Here is a 16,731-nt window from a genome sequence, read left to right on the forward strand (position 1 = left end):
GGGCCATCATCGCACCAGGCTTACCCGTCCCCTGCGGCAGGTCCGCGGGCACCGGCGAATTCTCCGGGGTACCCGGCTACACCGGGTGGGGTGCTCCGCGCGTCCGCCGTATGGGCGGCATCACGTCAAGTGGGCGCTTATCCGTGGTTACTCGCGGCAATACGTATCGGTATGTCGAGCCGCAGCCAGGAGGCTGGAGCATGAGCATCTGGTGGTCACTCCATTTGCGGCGCGAAGCTGCGAGCGTTCCGCTCGCCCGGCGCCTGCTGATGGGCACGATGGAGAGCGCGGGGGTGCACCCCGACGTCAGTTACGAACTCTCGCTGGCCCTCACCGAGGCCTGCGCCAACGCCGTCGAGCACGGTGGGGCCGCGACGCCCGGGGCGCCCGGCGGCGCGTACCGGGTCACGGCGTACCTGGACGGCGAGAAGTGCCGCATCGAGGTCGCCGACTCCGGTCCGGGCTTCCCTACGAGCCGCGTCCGCATGTCCGTCCGCCGCCGGGCCCGCCGCCGCACCCGCCGCCCGTCCCGCGCCCCCAAGCCGGTCACGCCCGCGGTACCGGCCGAGGTCGCCGAGAGCGGCCGGGGCCTGTGCCTGATCCGCGAGTTGGCCGACCATGTGGACTTCGGGAACGTGCCGGGCCGCGGCGGCGCGGTGATCAGTTTCGACAAGGTCCTGAAGTGGCGCGAGGACGCGCCGCTCGTCAGCGCGTAGCTGTCAGCGGGTGGTGGAGCTCGTCAGCGCGTAGCCGTCAGCGGGCGGCGGAGCTCGGCAGCGCGTAGACCTCAGCGGGTGCCGGAATCGTCCCGGGCGAAACGATGTCCTGACCGGTCAGGTCACCGCACCGTCGCCGCGTACACCTCAAGGGCCGACCGTGGTGCCCGCCCGAGCAGCGCGCGCAGCTGGTTGTCGGCGATCGACGTGCCGTCGAGGAAGCCGCCCGCGATCGCCGAGTAGGTGCTCAGGAGCATCGGGACCTGGAAGGGGAGCGCCTCGGCGGCGGTGGTGATCGCCTCGCGGGTGGCGGTGAGGGTGCCGGGTTGGTAGCGGCCGCCGAGTGCTTCGGCCAGGTCGGTGCCGCTCAGGGGCTGTTCGCCGACGAGTTCGTAGGTGCGGCCCGCGTGCGGGGCCGGGTCGGTGGCCACGCGGACGGCCACGTCCGCCAGGTCCGCGCGGGCCACGGCGGCGAGCCGGCCGTCCCCGAGGGGCGCGGCGATGGTGCCGTCGGGGCCCGGGGCGGCGATCGCGGCCAGGAACTCCGCGTACAGGCCGTTGCGCAGGACCGTCCAGCGCAGTGTGGAGCGGAGCAGCCTGCGCTCGGTCCAGCGGTGGGCGAGGGCGTACGTGAGGTGGTCGCCGTCGCCGCTGAGGCTGGTGTAGACGAGGTGGCCGACGCCGGCCTTCTCGGCGGCGGTGATCACGGCCTCGTGGCGGGCGGCGACGACGTCGTCCTCGGCGGCCCCGGCCGAGATCACGAGCAGGGTGGTGACGCCGGTGAAGTCCAGGGACGAGGGGTCGTCGAAGTCGACGCGGCGCTGTCCGGGCGCCGGGGCGCGGGTGCCGACGAGGACGTCGTCGCGGTCGGCGAGGCGGGCGGTGACGAGCTTGCCGAGTGCGCCCGTGGCGCCGGTGATCATGAGCATGGGAACGTTCCCCCGTCGTTCTGGGTTCTCCTTGCGGCGGGCGGCGGTGGTCGCCGGGCCCGGGATCATCGTGATCGGCGGCGGGCGCATGCGTAAGGAGGCACTCTGATGTCAGCAGGGCACACGGCGATAACCACCCCGCAGGCCGCGGTGGCGGCGGGCGAGCCGGTGATCCAGTGCGAGACGCCGCAGGACGAGTGCGGGGTCCGGGACGTCCTGGACCGCCTCGGCGACAAGTGGTCCGTCTACGTAGTGGTCGAACTCGCCTCCGGAGTACTGCGGTTCAAGGAGTTGCAGCGCCGCATCCACGGCGGCATCTCGCAGCGCATGCTCACTCTGACGGTGCGCCGCCTGGAGCGCGACGGCCTGGTGAAGCGCACCGTGTACCCGACGATCCCGCCGCAGGTCGAGTACGAGCTGACGGAGATGGGCCACAGCCTCACCCACCTCGTGAAGTCCCTCGCGGACTGGTCGATCGCCCACCGCCCGGCGATCTCGGCGGCGCGGGAGACGTACGACGCGCGGACCGCCGAGGACGTCCGCCCCTGACGGACCGGCCTCAGCCCTCGTCCGGCGCGGGCGGCAGCACCCGGCACAGTGCCTCGATCGCCGCCGCGTACCCGTGCTCGGGCGGCGTCGCGTACCCGACCACCAGGCCGTCCGGCGCGTGCGTCGACGCGTCCGGGTGCCGGTAGCCGGAAAGCCCCTCCAGGCCCACCCCCTGCCACGCGGCGGCCTTCACGGCGGACGCCTCCGCGCCGGGCGGCAGCCGCAGCACGGCGTGCAGCCCGGCGGCGATGCCGGTGACGGTGATGTGCGGGGCGCGTTCGGCGAGGGTGGCGACGAGGTGGTCGCGGCGGCGCCGGTAGCGCTGGCGCATGCGGCGGATGTGCCGGTCGTAGTGGCCGGAGTCGATCAGGTCGGCGAGGGTGAGCTGGTCGGGGACGCTCACCCAGGCCTCCCGCTCGCCCTTGGCGGCGACGACCGCGCCGACGAGGTGTTCCGGAAGCACCATCCAGCCGACGCGCACGGCGGGCGACAGGCTCTTGCTCACCGACCCGATGTACACGACGCGTTCGGGGTCGAGGCCCTGCACGGCGCCGACGGGTTCGCGGTCGTAGCGGAACTCGCCGTCGTAGTCGTCCTCCAGGACCAGCCCGCCGTGCGTGCGGGCCCAGTCGACGACGGCGGTGCGGCGCGCGGGGTGCAGCGGCCCGCCGGTGGGGAATTGGTGCGCGGGCGTGAGCAGCACCGCCCGGACGGGTCCGGGCACGTCCGCCAACTCCTCGACGCGGGCGCCGTGTTCGTCCAGCGCCAGGGGTGACGTCCGTACTCTGGCGGCGTCCAGGAGCGAGCGGTGGAAGCCGAGGCCGTACGCCTCCACGGCGAGCGGCCCGCGCAGCACCCCGCCGCCCGCGCCGCCCCCGGGCCCGCCGAACAGCAGCCGCAGCGCATGGGCGAAACCGGAGCACACCACGATCCGGTCAGGATCCGTCCTGGTCCCGCGCACCCGCGCCAGATACTCGGCGAGCGCCCGGCGCAGCTCGATCCGACCCTGCGGATCGCCGGGCCCGAAGGCCTCGTTGGGTGCGGCGACCAGGGCGCGCCGGGCGGCCGCGAGCCAGGCGGCGCGGGGGAAGGAACCGGCGTCCGGCTGGCCCTGGACGAGGTTGTGCGCGGGCTTCGCGGGGGCGGTGGGGGAGCGTTTGGGGATGCGTACGCGCGGTGGCGGAGCGGCCCGCTCGGCGACGCGGGTGCCCGAGCCCTGGCGGGCGGTCAGCCAGCCCTCGGCGACGAGTTCGGCGTAGGCGTCGGCGACGGTGTTGCGGGCGACGCCGAGGTCGGCGGCCAGGGAGCGGTACGGGGGCAGGCGGGTGCCGGGGGCGAGGCGGCCGTCCTGCACGGCGGCGCGCAGGGCGCGGATGAGGGCGGCGCGGCGGCTGCCTCCGCCGGACAGGTCCAGGTGCAGGTCGCTGCCGAGGCTCGCTGCCGAATTGACCCAGGAATCCGCCATGGAAATGCACCCTACCCGTGGTCTTTGCGCGCCGTAGGTTCATGGTCATGACGAACAACACGACGTACACCGAAATCGCCCGGCCCGCTCAGCCCGCCCAGTCCCCCGGGACCCTGCCCCGCATCGACTTCGCCAAGACCGCCCCGAAGGTCTTCAAGGCCGTCATCGGCCTGGACGCCGCCGCCCGCGCCGGGCTCGACCCGGCCCTCGTCGAGCTGATCCAGATCCGCGCCTCGCACCTCAACGGCTGCGCGTACTGCCTGCACATGCACACCAACGACGCGCGCAAGGCGGGCGAGAGCGAGGACCGGCTGCACATGGTCGCCGTCTGGCGCGAGGCCAGGAACTTCTTCTCGGCCAAGGAGCAGGCCGCTCTCGCGTTGACCGACGCGGTGACCCGCGTCGGCGATGCCGGTGTGCCCGACGCCGTGTACGCGGAGGCCGCGGGCCACTTCGAGGAGGCCGAGCTGGCCCAGGTCCTGGCCCTGATCTTCACGATCAACACATGGAACAGGATCGCGCTGAGCACGGCGAAGGTCGCCGGGACGGACGAGCGCGCGGGCTCCTGACCGGTCAGGCGGCCCGAGCCGCGGGGGCGCGGACGTCCCTGGCACGCGCCGCCCACCGCGCCACCGGCCCCATCGCGTACGACGCCGCCAGCACCGCCCCGCCCAGCAGCAGCCACCCCGGCGTCCCCCACTCCACCAGGAGCGCGGTCAGGATCAGAGGGCCGAGGGTGCGGGCGACGGTGACGCCGGTGCCGAAGAAGCCCTGGTACTCGCCGATGCGGCCGGAAGGGGCCAGGTCGAAGCCGAGTTGCCAGGAACCGGCGGACTGCAGCATCTCGGCGGCGAGCAGCAGCACGGACGCGGCGACGAGGACCGCGGCGGCCGTCCACGCCCCGCCCACGGCGGCCGCGAGGGCGAACACCGCGCACGCCGCCAGCATCAGCACCCCGGACCTGCGCACGGCCCGCAGCGCCGTCGGGATGCCGGAGACCGACCGTGCCGTACGCACCTGAAAGGCCATGACGCCCAGGGTGTTGAGGACGAACAGCGCCGAGACGAGCCACGCGGGGGCGGCCGTGCGTTCGGTGAGCCACAGCGGGATGCCGAGGCTGAGCAGCGGCATCCGCAGCAGCAGAACGGTGTTGAGGAGCGTGACGACCGCGTACGGCCGGTCCCTGAGCACCGCGAGCCGCTCCCCCGCGACCGCCGCCACCGGCGCGACGGCGGGCAGCCGCCACAGCACCGCGGCGCACACCGCGAACCCGGCGGCGTCCAGCGCGAACACGGAGAGGTACGCGGCCTCGCTGCCGTGGTGCAGGGCGATGCCGCCGAGTCCGGCGCCCACGGCGAGTCCCGCGTTGAGCGTGGACTGGAGGTGGGCGAGGAGCCCGGTCCGCTCCTCCTGGGTGACGAGCCCGGCGAGCAGCGCCTGGCGGGCCGCGGCGAGGCCCGACTGGGCGGCGGCGTACAGGAGCGCGGCGGCCACGAACGGCACGAAGTCGCGGACGACGAGGAAGGACGCGACGGCCGCGCTGGTCGCGAGGGCGAGCAGGACCGCCGTGCCGCGCGGCCCGCGCCGGTCGGCGAGCCGCCCGAGGGGCACCCCCACCACGGACCCGACGGCCCACGCGAGCGTGAGCCCGAGCCCGGTCTTCGCCGGGGCGAGCCCGACGACGTGCGTGAAGTAGAGGGCGGACGTGACGTAGTACGCGCCGTCGCCCACGGAGTTGGCGAGCTGCGCGAGGGCGAGCTGCCGCGCGGGTCCGGGGGCCGGAAGGAGGCGGGATGTCGTCATGCCCGGCACGCTAGAGGCCGAGTGGCGTGCCCAGTTGGTCCACTATGGGGCCTGGTTCATGGGCCACTTTCAGGCACCGGGTGGGACGGAACTACCCCGTCCGGCGATGTTTGAAGGCGTCGGGCGGGAGGGACAGAGCCCGTCCGGCGATGACAGAAAAAGAGCCCGTCCGGCGATTGAGGACGAGGCCGAAGGCTGATCGGCGGCACACCGGACGGGGGCACGCCGAGGGCCGGGCCCCACCTCGGGAACCCGGCCCTCGCCGACAAGAACAGCCGCGGCCGCAGGCTAGCCCTTCAGCTCGGCCATCCAGAGCTCGACCTCGTCCGACCGCCGGGGCAGCGCGGCGGAGAGGTTCCGGTTGCCGTCCTCCGTGACGAGGATGTCGTCCTCGATCCGGACGCCGATGCCCCGGTACTCCTCGGGCACGGTCACGTCGTCCGCCTGGAAGTACAGGCCGGGCTCGACGGTCAGGCACATGCCGGGTTCGAGGGTGCCGTCGGCGTACGTCTCGCGGCGGGCGGCCGCGCAGTCGTGGACGTCCATGCCGAGCATGTGACCGGTGCCGTGCAGCGTCCAGCGGCGCTGCAGGCCGAGCTCCAGGACGCGCTCGACGGGACCCTCGACGAGCCCCCACTCGACCAGCTTCTCGGCGAGCACGCGCTGGGCTGCGTCGTGGAAGTCGCGGTACTTGGCGCCCGGCTTGACCGCCGCGATACCGGCCTCCTGGGCCTCGTACACGGCGTCGTAGATCTTCTTCTGCAGCTCGTCGAAGCGGCCGTTGATCGGCAGGGTGCGGGTGACGTCCGCGGTGTAGTACGTGTGCGTCTCCACGCCCGCGTCGAGCAGGAGCAGTTCGCCGGAGCGGACGGCGCCGTCGTTGCGCACCCAGTGCAGGGTGGTGGCGTGCGGGCCCGCGGCGCAGATGGAGCCGTAGCCGATGTCGTTGCCCTCGACGCGGGCGCGCAGGAAGAACGTGCCCTCGATGTAGCGCTCGGACGTCGCCTCGGCCTTGTCGAGGACCCGTACGACGTCCTCGAAGCCGCGCACCGTGGAGTCCACGGCCTTCTGCAGCTCACGGACCTCGAACTCGTCCTTCACCAGGCGGGCCTCGGAGAGGAACTCGCGCAGCTCCTCGTCGCGCTCGGCGGTGACCTTGTCGGTCAGGGCCGCCTCGATCCCGGCGTCGTGGCCGCGGACGACGCGGACGGGGCCGGTGGCCTCGCGGAGCTTGTCGGCGAGCTCGCGGACGTCGGAGGCGGGGATGCCGTACAGCGTCCCGGCCTCGGTCAGGGAGTGGCGGCGGCCGACCCACAGCTCGCCCTGGCCGTCGAGCCAGAACTCGCCGTTCTCACGGTTGGAGCGCGGCAGGAGGTAGATGGTGGCGTCGTGGCCGCCGGTCCGCTTCGGCTCCATGACGAGGACGCCGTCCTCCGTCTGGTTGCCGGTGAGGTAGGCGTATTCGACGGCGGCGCGGAACGCGTACTCCGTGTCGTTCGAGCGGGTCTTCAGGTTGCCCGCGGGGACGACCAGACGCTCGCCGGGGAAGCGCGCGGAGAGCGCGGCGCGGCGGTCGGCGGTGTGCCCGGCCTGCTCGATCGGCTCCAGGTCGCGCAGCTCGGTGTCGGCCCAGCCCGCCTTCATGCTCTCGGCGAGCTCGTCGGAGACACCGGGGTAGAGGCCGTTCTTGCGCTGCTTGATCGGCTCTTCTTCGGTCTCCACCAGCTCTTCCGGGGTCTCCGGGTTGAGGGCGTCCGACACGGTCTGCCTCCTGTTTGACGGCTCTGTACGACTCTGGACCGCCTCCATCGTACGGTCGTACGTAAGGGGGTCCAGGGGCGGAAGACCTGTCACAGGACGGGGTCACGGGGAGGCAGTGCGGCCTCACGGGGAGTGCGCCTCGCCGGACTCGCGCCGCTCACTCGAAGCGGGCCGCGAGCAGCACCACATCCTCCTCGCTGGCCGCCGCGCCCGGGCCGTCGAGACCCTCCGGCAGGACCGTCCGCAGCACGTGGTCGGCGATCTCCCCGGGGTCGTCACGGGCCGCCTTCGGCACGCTCGCGGCGGCCGCGTGCAGCCGTGCGAAGGCCCGGTCCATGGCGTCGCCGGTGCGCTGAAGGAGCCCGTCCGTATAGAGCAGCAGCGTTTCTCCTGGCTCCGGGCAGATGTCCACGCTGGGCGCCTCCCAGCAGGCGAGCATCCCGAGCGGCGCCGACAGGGACGTCTCCACGAACTCCGTGCGCCGCTCCCCGACGAGCAGCGGCGGGCTGTGCCCGGCCCCGGCGAGGACGATCTTGCGCAGGGCGGGTTCGCAGTACGCGAAGAGCGCCGTCGCCGAGCGCGCGGGCTCGGTGAGGCGCAGCAGCAGCTCCAGGTCGGAGAGGACGGCGACGGGGTCCTCGCCCTCCATCACCGCGTACGCCCGCAAGGAGGCCCGCAGTCGTCCCATCGCGGCGACCGCGCTCGGCCCGGACCCGGTGACGGAGCCGACCGCGAGGCCGAGCGCCGCGTCCGGCAGGGGCAGCGCGTCGAACCAGTCGCCGCCGCCGCGCGGTCCGGTGCCGTGCCGGGCCGCGAGCTGCACCCCGGCGACGCGCGGCAGGCGCGGCGGCAGCAGCTCCGCGCGCAGGGTCGCGGTGGTGGAACGGGCGCGGTCCAGCTCCACCAGGCGCGTCAGGTGCTCACCGGCGTACTGCAGGTAGCGGCCGATGAGGTGCCGCTGCCGCTCGGCGGGCTCGGCGGGCTCGTCGTACAGCCAGACCACCACGCCGACGCGGCCCGCCGTGTCGGTGATCAGCGGCAGGGCGTAGCTCGCGGCGTACCCGAGGCGGACGGCGACCTCGCGGTGGCGGGGGTCGAGGGTGTCGTCGGCCAGGAGGTCGGGCTGCACGATCTCGGTGACGGGGGCCGCGGCCCTGGCGGTGGCGGGCGCGGAGTCCGGCGGGGCGGGGGCGGCCTCGGCGGTGGCGTCGAGGAGGCGCCCGAACGAGGTGGCGGCGCGCGGCACCGTCTCCAGGTGGCCGAGGTCGGCGCGGGCGAGGCCGAGGCCGACGGTGGTGGTGGGGCCGAGGCCGTCGGCGGGCTCCAGGACGACCAGGCCGCGGCGGGCGCCGACGAGGGCGCCTCCGGCGCGCAGGAGTTCGCCGAGCGCGCCGTCGAGTGCTGCCGTGCGGGACAGGCGTTCGGTGAGTTCGTGCAGCGTGGTGAGGTCGGAGACCCAGCCGGCCAGGCGGTCCTGGATCAGGGCTCCCGGGGCGCTCTGGGCTGCCGAGGTGGCCGGGGCGGGCGGGGCAGTGTGGGCCGGTGGCGGAACTGTGGAATCGATTCCGGCCACTTTCGGGAGGTGCGGGGCGTTCATGGCTGACGGCTTTCCGGCCAGTGCGTATTGCTCAATAGCATCGCAAACCCCCTGTCATTCTGCGCCGCTAGCAATGGCTCCACATCTACACGCAGTGGAGAGGGGATGTCCAGCATTGTCCTGCGAGGATTCCTGGTGTCCAGTGGGGCGGGAGTGAATTCCGGGAACTGACAGCGATCTTGAGAACTTGTCTGAAAACTGTTGCAGGGAACGGCATATTGCGGTCGACTGACATCGTTCGAAGGAGCGTCACAGCGGTCGTGATGGGTACGTACTCGGTGATGGCCAGGGGCAGTTGCGGGACGCCCGGAACCTGGTGGCGGACCCGAGCGTCTTAACCCACGGCGACCGTGCCCCATCCTCCCGTGGCACGGGCGGCAAGAAATACGCGGGACGGCAAACGCCAGGCGCCGCCACCCCACGCCACGTCAACGCTCGGCCCATAGGGGAGCCCCATGCCGCAGGCTGGGGTGTGATGCGCCAGCTTGTACGCACCTGTACGCACTTGCTTGCACCTAGTACGCGCACCTCGTACGCACGGCGATAGTGATCCACACATGGTGTGATGTGGCCCGAAGTGTCCCTCTGCGTGTAACGGAAAGGAACGAGCGCTCATGCGCGAGATCCTCGGAAGGCGACGCAGGCTCCTGTCCTGGCGAATCGGTAGGAAGTCTGACCAGAGTCCCGCTCTGCTCGGCGCGGCCATGACCTTCGCGACCGAATGGCGCTGGCCCGTGCTGCCCGGCGTCGGCATCGACGGCCAGGTCAGGAACGCCAGGGGCACCCGCACGTCCGAGCGGCGCGACACCACAGCGCGCTGCGCCTGCCCCGACCCCGAATGCGGCTTCCCCGGCGCCCACCCGCTCGACCCGGGCCTGCTCGCCGCGACGACCGACGAGCGCATGGTGCGCTGGTGGTGGACCAACCGCCCCGGCGCACCGGTGCTCCTCGCCACCGGCGGACGCGCCCCGTGCGCCGTGAGCCTGCCCGCGCCGGCCGGCGCGCGCGCCCTCGCCGCACTCGACGAGGCGGGCGTCCGCCTCGGCCCGGTCGTGGCCACCCCGGCCCGCGTCTTCATCCTCGTCGCGCCGTACTCGATGGAGCAGTTGGGCGCGCTCCTGTACGCCAAGGACTGGGTCCCGGGCTCGCTCCGGTTCCACGGCGACGGCGGGTACGTGGCGCTGCCGCCGTCGGAGACGGGCCAGGGCCAGGTCCACTGGGAGCGCGCACCGCTGCCCGGCTCGGCCGCCCCCTGGGTGCCCGATGTCGAGGCCGTGGTCGACGCGGTGGTCGACGCGCTCACTCGTACGGGTGTGAGCGCGCCCGAGTTGTAGGGCCTTGGGCGCGCGGCGAACGTTCCGCGTGCCCATCGTCGTTATCTTCGGGCCATGCACCCGCGCCCGGCCGTGAACCCCCGCCTGCTCGCGCTCCTGGGAGTCGTGGCCCTCGCGGTGCTCGTGCCGCTCGCCGGCGCCTCCGCGGGACCCGTGCTCCACGAGGACGCGAAGCGTCCCGCCGAGGGGCTGCTGTCCGAGCGGTCCGGGCCGTCCGAGTCCGGGCGGTCCGAGTCCGGGCCGTCCGGCCGAGCGCCTGCCGGATCCTCGCCGCGATCGTCGTCCCCGCCGTCGTCCCCGCCGCAGTCCCCGCCGCCGTCCCGGCCGCAGGACAAGCCCGCGGATCCGGCCGCCCCCGCGTACGACTCGGCGCCCCCGGCGGAGACCACCGCCCGGTGCGGTCCCGAACTCTCCTCGCCGCACGGTGTGGAGGCCCAGACCTGCGTCCTGTCCCAGGCCGACGACACCTGGGCGCGTACCTACTACCGCAACGCCACGGGTGAGGCGCTGACGGCCGTTCTGAGCGTCATGGGGCCGAAGGGGCGCACGGTGGAGATGCACTGCGCGGTGGGCGCCGACGACGAGCCGGCGGCGTGCGAGACGCCCCGTGAGCGCACGGCGGGAGGCGCGGCGCGGTACACGGCGGTGGCGGAGTTCGCCCGTGCGGGCGGAGCCGCGCTGCTGCTGCGCTCCGGCAGCAACTGAGCGGTGTCGCGGTGCAGTTGGGACAGTTGTCGACCGTCGTGCGGCCGCCGGGTGTGCACCGGGCACAGAAACGCCCGGTTGCTGGCGACGGGGGATGCACCAGCAACCGGGCTACCTGAACGGTAACAAGAGATCGGCGCTTGGCAAATTCGATCTCAGTTATCCGGACAGGGATTTACCTGTGTCCAAGGGGAGTTGTGACAGGAGTCACGCGTTCCGTTCCGACTGACTGGTGGGTCAGTCCGGCCGGGGCGCTCCCGGGGTGAGCGGAGACCCGGACAGGTCAGCTCAGGGTGACCTGTCGGTTGGTGAGGCCGCCGCGGGCCCGGCGCTCCTCCGGAGTCAGCGGTTCCGTCGCCGCGAGCGCTGTCGTGAGGCGCGACGCGAACTCGGCGGCGGGCTGCTCGATGTCCGCGGCCCCCATACCGGTCGGAAGGTCCCATACCGGCACGGTCAGACCGTGCGCGCGGAAGGACCCGACCAGGCGGGTGCCCTCGCCGAGGCTCGACGCGCCGGCCGCGTGCAGCCGGGCGAGCGCGTCGAGGAGCTGCTCCTCCGGGTGCGGCATGACCCAGCGCAGGTGGTTCTTCTCCGGGGTCTCGCACCAGTACGCGGCGTCGACTCCGGAGAGCTTGACCGTCGGGATGGCGGCGGCGTTCGCCCGCTCCAGGGAGGCGGCCACCTCCGGCGTCGCGTTCTCCGCGTCCGGCACCCAGAACTCGAACCCGGGGTGCACGACCGGCTCGAAGGCGCTCTTCTCGTCGATGAGTTCCTGCAGCCGCGGGCCGTCACCGGGCGCGCGGCGGCCGGGGACCGGCTGGCCGGGCTCGGTGGTGAGGGCGCGCTGGAGGGTGTCGGCGAGGTCGCGGCTGATGTCGCCGGAGGAGGTGTCGTTCTGCAGGCCCAGCAGGACCGAGCCGTCGTCGCGGCGCAGCGCGGGCCAGGCCATCGGCAGGACGGTCGCCAGCGTCACGGAGGGCACGCCCTCGGGGAGGCCGTCCTTCAGGGTGAGCTCGACGGTCGCGGCGGGGACCAGCTCGCGCAGGGCCACCCAGTCGCACTCGCCGGGCAGGCCGTCGAAGGGGCGCTGCACCAGCTCGGTCACGGCGTGCGCGGCGGCCCGGCCGTGGCAGGCCTTGTACCGGCGGCCCGAACCGCAGGGGCAGGGTTCCCGGGCGCCGACGACCGGGACCTCGTGGTCCTTGAGCTGCGGCTGCTTGCCCTTGTTGCCCTGGTTGCCCTTGGTCTGCGGGCGCTTCTTGGCCATCGTGGGTGTCTCCCGGTTACGGCTCGCTTGCGTACGGGCGCGAGCCTAGCCGTTCGCCGTCGGGGGCCCGGGGGACCGGGTGGGCGCCGGGGCGGTCCGCCGGGGACCGGGTATGCGTCGGATCGGCTTCGGGGACCGGGTGCGCGTCGGATCGGTCGGCGCCGGGGCCGTCCACTCGGCCCGCGCCGGATCAGTCCACGTCGTCGAAGGGGTCCGCGAACCCCAGGTCGGATATCGCGGCCACGGACGGCGCGGCGACGCGCGTAGCGAAGTCCTCGCGGCGGTGCCCGGACTGCACCAGGGCCCAGACGGTGACCTCGCCGTGGGTGTCGTCGCGGACCCCCCACGCCTCGGCGAGGGCGGTGATGATGTTGAGCCCGCGGCCGCCGTGGGCCGTGACCGAAGGAGTGGCCGGAATCGGGCGGGTCGGCCCGCCGCCGTCCGTCACCTCGACCGTCAGCCGTCCGGTCTTCTCGACGCGCCACGCGGCGCGTACGTCTCCGTCGTCGCCGTCCCCGTTGAGCCCCTCGCCCAGCGGCCTGCCGTGTCGGCAGGCGTTGCTGAGGAGTTCGGAAAGGATCAGTACGGCATCGTCGATGACCGACTCCGACACCCCGTTGCCGCGCAATTGATCGCGCATTCGGTGTCTGGCTTCTCCCACGCCCGCAGGACCATGGGGTACGGCCATGCTCGACGACGTGGGCACCTCCTGTGCCACCACAAACGCCACCCCCGAGACCTCCTTTGCCCCACGCCACGGTGTGGATGCCCCAATGGACTGGACCGGAAACCGGCCAACACCACGATGGTGACGCACTCGACACGGTCGAATACGCACCGAACGCGCCGGTGCACTCCCCGTAATGGGCGTCAGGCGCGGCCGAGTTGGGACAGCACCTGCTTCGGGCGGTTGGTGATGATCGCGTCCACGCCGAGCCGGGCGCACAGCTCGACGTCCGCGGGCTCGTTCACGGTCCACACGTGGACCTGGTGCCCGGCCCGCTTGAGCTTGGCGACGTATCCGGGGTGGTTGCGGAGGATCCGGATGCCCGGGCCCGCGATCCGCACGCCCTGCGGGAGGCGGCCGTCATGGTGGCGGGGCGAGACGAACTGCATCAGATAGACGGTGGGCAGGGTCGGGGACGCGGCGCGCACGCGGTGCAGCGACCGCGCGGAGAAACTCATGACGCGTACGGGCGAGGGGCCCTCGGCGGGCGGGGCGTCCAGGCCGAAGCGCTTCAGGAGGTGCAGCAGCCGCTCCTCGACCTGGCCCGCCCAGCGGGTGGGGTGCTTGGTCTCGATGGCGAGCTGGACGCGGCGTCCGGAGGCATTGTTTTCGGCCACCAGCTCCAGGAGCCGCTCCAGGGTGAGGACGGAGGTGTCCCGCGTGTCGGACGGGTCCTGCCCCTCGTCCCAGTCGGGCCCCTCCCCGTCCCCGGGGTCGCCGCCGTTCTTCCAGGAGCCGAAGTCGAGGGCGGCGAGATCGGCGAGCTCCAGGGCGGAGACGGCGCCGCGACCGTTGGAGGTGCGGTTGACGCGGCGGTCGTGGACGCAGACGAGATGGCCGTCCGCGGTGAGCCGTACGTCGCATTCGAGGGCGTCGGCGCCGTCCTCGACCGCCTTCTTGTACGCGGCCAGGGTGTGCTCCGGGGCGTCCTCGGAGGCTCCGCGGTGGGCGACGACCTGGATCTGGTGCTGTCGTGCATGGGTCACCGCGTCATCGTGCCATCGACCGCGGGTGTCCGGCTGGCGTCCGCGGGTGTCCGCTGGGCTGTCCGAATGGGGCGGTTTCGCCCACCGTGAACGCACAGCATCGGCTTATGGTGCCCTGACAGCCCATGGGAAAAGCTGACTGCAGACAAAACTGAACCGAAATGATCGTCTGCTGCTCTCAGGCCGTGACCGAGTACGACAGCGTGGACCGAGGAGAAGAAGCTGTGAGCACCGAGAACGAGGGCACTGAGGTACCCCCGGCCCCGTCCGCACCTCCTGTGCCGGTGGACACTCCCGCTGCTTCCGCACCCGACGCCGCGGCGCCACCGGTGGACCAGCCTGCGGCGGCCGAGGCTGCCCCGGCGGCTCCGACCGCGACCCCGGCTCCGGCTCCGGCGACTCCGGCGGCCCCTGCCCCGGCGGCCCCGGCGCCGAACGTCCCCGATCCCTACGCGCACACGGCCGGGCATGTCGGCGCGGGCCAGACGGGGGCCGGACAGCCCGCCGCCGGGTACACGCAGGCCGGGCAGACGGGTGCGGGGTACGGCCGGCAGCCCGCGCCCGCCGCGTCGCCCTCCGGGGCGTGGCCGCCGCCTCCGGCGGTGCCGTCGTACGCGCAGGGCGGCGGCTCCGGCGGTACGGGCTGGGGCGCGTCCTGGACGGCGGAGCAGCCGGCCGCGCCGAAGCCGGGTGCCCGGCGCGGCGGCCTGGTCGCGGCGGTGCTCGCGGCGGCGCTGATCGCGGGCGGGGTCGGCGGCGGCCTCGGCTTCTGGGCGGCGGACCGCAACGACGACAACAGCACGGACTCGACGACGGTCTCCGCGTCGGACAGCCCGGCCGACCTCAAGCGGGAGCCCGGCTCGGTGGCGGGCATCGCGAACAAGGCGCTGCCGAGCGTCGTCACCATCGAGGCCCAGAGCGGCAGCGGCGAGGGCGGCACGGGCACCGGCTTCGTGTACGACAAGCAGGGCCACATCCTCACCAACAACCACGTGGTGGCGTCCGCGGCGCAGGGCGGCAAGCTGTCGGCGACGTTCTCGAACGGCAAGAAGTTCGACGCCGAGGTCGTCGGCCGCGCCGAGGGCTACGACGTAGCGGTGATCAAGCTCAAGAACAAGCCGTCGGACCTCGCCCCGCTGCCGCTCGCCGACTCCGAGAAGGTGGCCGTCGGCGACTCCACGATCGCCATCGGCGCCCCCTTCGGCCTCTCCAACACGGTCACGACGGGCATCGTCAGCGCGAAGAACCGCCCGGTGACCTCCAGCGACGGCGGCAGCAGCAAGAGTTCGTACATGAGCGCGCTGCAGACGGACGCGTCCATCAACCCGGGCAACTCCGGCGGCCCGCTCCTGGACGCGCGCGGCGCGGTCATCGGCATCAACTCCGCGATCAAGCCCGCGGACAGCGGCGGCATGGGCGGTGGCGGCCAGTCCGGCTCGATCGGCCTGGGCTTCGCGATCCCGGTCAACCAGGCGAAGAACGTGGCCCAGCAGCTGATCAAGACGGGCGAGGCGACGTATCCGGTGATCGGCGCTTCGGTCTCCCTGGCGAACACCTCGGACGGTGCGACCATCTCCGACCGAGGCGCCGGCAACTCCGGCGCCGCCGTGGAGCCGGGCGGCCCGGCGGCCAAGGCGGGCCTCAAGTCCGGCGACGTCATCAAGAAGCTCGACGACACGGTCATCGACAGCGGCCCGACCCTCATCGGCCAGATCTGGACCCACCGCCCCGGCGACACCGTCAAGATCACCTACGAACGCGACGGCAAGGAGCGCACCGCCGACGTCACCCTCGGCGCACGCAAGGGCGACGGCTGACCCGCTACTCTTGACCCCGCGCCACAGCCGCACACCGGCCACGGGCGCGGGGTGGGTTGCCCGAGCGGCCTAAGGGAACGGTCTTGAAAACCGTCGTGGCAGCGATGTCACCGTGGGTTCAAATCCCACACCCACCGCAGGATCTGGCCGTGCGGCCCGAGGAGGCGGGGTGACCGGAATTTTCCGGTCACCCCGCCTCTTTCGTTTTCCGCTCCCTGAGGGCCCAACCGGCCCTGGCTGTCGCAACCGGCCCTGGCTGCGGCGGACTTGCCTTCCTTGGACCAGTTCCGTCGAGCGGTGGCGGGGAATTGAGAGTACGCCGCGGGCAGGGCACACGAGGTGCATTTCCTTATAAGCAAGGAGAGTTGGACATCACCCATTTCAACTCCCCCGCTGACGGCATGGGTTCGTGCTTCGCGCCTCCCCGAGTGGGGGAAATGGGTGCGGGAGCTGTAAATGATCACCGGGATTAACGTGTGATGTTCACCTCAAGCCGTGAACCATTCTGCGCCCAACTTACCCTCAATGTCCATATATCGGTGGGGTGTTTTGCCGGTTTCGCCACGACTAGGCGTTTGCTGCTGAGGGTCCTTAACCATTCTTGACATGCGGATTGTGGGAAACGCATGATCTCTCGGCGCCAGCACTCTGGCGCCTGCAATTCGAAACGGGAGAATGTAAATGCGTAAGGCTTGCACGGCAATCCTGACGGGTCTGTTCAGCGTCACGCTCTTTGTCGCGCTTCCGGGCAACCAGAGCGAAGCCCGCGCCATCACCTTCGACCCCAACGCATGCCTTGATCTTTCCCAGGTGCAGGTGTGCAAGAAGGGTTACATCTGGAAGAACGTGCCGATGACCGGGCCCGTTGCTCCGGGCAAGTGCCGTCCGTGGGTTTCTGTGAAGACCAAGAAGAAGTGCTGACGACACTTCTCTGAAAGCCGCGTGCGTGAGTGGCGGGCCATCATGTGATGGTCCGCCACTTCCTTTTTCTCTGACGGGCGTTCGGCGGCGGGGAGGATAGTGGGGGTGGGTCTGCCAGGGGGAGGGTGAGTCGTGTGTATCGACGGCAACTCGT

At 72.4% G+C, this 16,731-nt stretch carries 15 protein-coding genes and 1 tRNA gene; 8 read left to right on the forward strand and 8 right to left on the reverse strand.

Features of this window, described 5'->3' with window-relative positions; translation table 11 throughout:
* The first annotated feature begins 200 nt into the window (after window positions 1-200).
* A complete protein-coding gene (locus IE274_RS27655; protein ID WP_190118606.1) occupies window positions 201-716 on the forward strand; it encodes an ATP-binding protein in 516 nt (171 codons plus the stop codon).
* A 122-nt stretch (window positions 717-838) separates the two neighbouring features.
* Here IE274_RS27655 and IE274_RS27660 read toward each other — a convergent pair whose 3' ends face one another.
* Window positions 839-1,645 (reverse strand): NAD(P)H-binding protein, encoded by an 807-nt coding sequence (locus IE274_RS27660; protein WP_190118607.1) that lies wholly within the window; start codon window positions 1,643-1,645, stop codon window positions 839-841.
* A 108-nt stretch (window positions 1,646-1,753) separates the two neighbouring features.
* Here IE274_RS27660 and IE274_RS27665 point away from each other — a divergent pair, with 108 nt between their 5' ends.
* The gene (locus IE274_RS27665; protein ID WP_190118608.1) at window positions 1,754-2,194 is read left to right on the forward strand and encodes a winged helix-turn-helix transcriptional regulator; all 441 of its coding nucleotides are present in this window, start codon (window positions 1,754-1,756) and stop codon (window positions 2,192-2,194) included.
* 10 nt (window positions 2,195-2,204) lie between these two features.
* On the opposite strand, the gene pdxR is transcribed toward IE274_RS27665, so the two are convergent.
* Complete coding sequence (gene pdxR / locus IE274_RS27670; RefSeq protein ID WP_190118609.1) at window positions 2,205-3,659, reverse strand: MocR-like pyridoxine biosynthesis transcription factor PdxR; 1,455 nt, start codon at window positions 3,657-3,659, stop codon at window positions 2,205-2,207.
* A 41-nt stretch (window positions 3,660-3,700) separates the two neighbouring features.
* Here pdxR and IE274_RS27675 point away from each other — a divergent pair, with 41 nt between their 5' ends.
* On the forward strand, window positions 3,701-4,228 hold the full coding sequence (locus IE274_RS27675; RefSeq protein WP_190118610.1) for a carboxymuconolactone decarboxylase family protein: 528 nt from the start codon (window positions 3,701-3,703) through the stop codon (window positions 4,226-4,228).
* A gap of 4 nt (window positions 4,229-4,232) precedes the next feature.
* On the opposite strand, the gene IE274_RS27680 is transcribed toward IE274_RS27675, so the two are convergent.
* The 3 genes from IE274_RS27680 to IE274_RS27690 all read right to left on the reverse strand — a co-directional run bounded on the left by IE274_RS27680 (window position 4,233) and on the right by IE274_RS27690 (window position 8,820).
* Window positions 4,233-5,462, reverse strand: coding sequence for an MFS transporter (locus IE274_RS27680; RefSeq protein WP_190118611.1), 1,230 nt, complete (start codon window positions 5,460-5,462; stop codon window positions 4,233-4,235).
* Between the two features lie 288 nt (window positions 5,463-5,750).
* A complete protein-coding gene (locus IE274_RS27685) occupies window positions 5,751-7,271 on the reverse strand; it encodes an aminopeptidase P family protein (RefSeq protein WP_190118612.1) in 1,521 nt (506 codons plus the stop codon).
* A 109-nt stretch (window positions 7,272-7,380) separates the two neighbouring features.
* On the reverse strand, window positions 7,381-8,820 hold the full coding sequence (locus IE274_RS27690; RefSeq protein ID WP_190118613.1) for a PP2C family protein-serine/threonine phosphatase: 1,440 nt from the start codon (window positions 8,818-8,820) through the stop codon (window positions 7,381-7,383).
* Between the two features lie 614 nt (window positions 8,821-9,434).
* Here IE274_RS27690 and IE274_RS27695 point away from each other — a divergent pair.
* Both IE274_RS27695 and IE274_RS27700 read left to right on the forward strand, forming a co-directional pair.
* Window positions 9,435-10,154, forward strand: a complete 720-nt coding sequence (locus tag IE274_RS27695; RefSeq protein WP_190118614.1) for a bifunctional DNA primase/polymerase — start codon at window positions 9,435-9,437, stop codon at window positions 10,152-10,154.
* Between the two features lie 54 nt (window positions 10,155-10,208).
* Window positions 10,209-10,859: a hypothetical protein gene (locus IE274_RS27700; protein WP_229909848.1), complete on the forward strand. Its 651-nt coding sequence runs from the start codon at window positions 10,209-10,211 to the stop codon at window positions 10,857-10,859.
* Between the two features lie 283 nt (window positions 10,860-11,142).
* On the opposite strand, the gene IE274_RS27705 is transcribed toward IE274_RS27700, so the two are convergent.
* The 3 genes from IE274_RS27705 to IE274_RS27715 form a co-directional block, all read right to left on the reverse strand.
* The gene (locus tag IE274_RS27705; protein ID WP_190118615.1) at window positions 11,143-12,126 is read right to left on the reverse strand and encodes a DUF5926 family protein; all 984 of its coding nucleotides are present in this window, start codon (window positions 12,124-12,126) and stop codon (window positions 11,143-11,145) included.
* Window positions 12,127-12,316: 190 nt separating this feature from the next.
* Window positions 12,317-12,943: an ATP-binding protein gene (locus tag IE274_RS27710; RefSeq protein ID WP_190118616.1), complete on the reverse strand. Its 627-nt coding sequence runs from the start codon at window positions 12,941-12,943 to the stop codon at window positions 12,317-12,319.
* Window positions 12,944-12,996: 53 nt separating this feature from the next.
* Window positions 12,997-13,839 (reverse strand): glycerophosphodiester phosphodiesterase, encoded by an 843-nt coding sequence (locus IE274_RS27715; RefSeq protein WP_190118617.1) that lies wholly within the window; start codon window positions 13,837-13,839, stop codon window positions 12,997-12,999.
* A gap of 224 nt (window positions 13,840-14,063) precedes the next feature.
* Here IE274_RS27715 and IE274_RS27720 point away from each other — a divergent pair, with 224 nt between their 5' ends.
* The 3 genes from IE274_RS27720 (at window position 14,064) to IE274_RS27730 (ending at window position 16,577) form a co-directional block, all read left to right on the forward strand.
* On the forward strand, window positions 14,064-15,656 hold the full coding sequence (locus tag IE274_RS27720) for a S1C family serine protease (protein WP_190118618.1): 1,593 nt from the start codon (window positions 14,064-14,066) through the stop codon (window positions 15,654-15,656).
* A gap of 50 nt (window positions 15,657-15,706) precedes the next feature.
* Window positions 15,707-15,793 (forward strand) — tRNA-Ser (locus tag IE274_RS27725).
* Between the two features lie 544 nt (window positions 15,794-16,337).
* Entirely contained in the window at window positions 16,338-16,577 is a 240-nt protein-coding gene (locus IE274_RS27730) for a hypothetical protein (protein WP_190118619.1), read from the forward strand.
* Window positions 16,578-16,731 lie beyond the last annotated feature (154 nt).

This window comes from Streptomyces flavofungini, assembly GCF_014650815.1.
Lineage (GTDB): Bacteria > Actinomycetota > Actinomycetes > Streptomycetales > Streptomycetaceae > Streptomyces > Streptomyces flavofungini.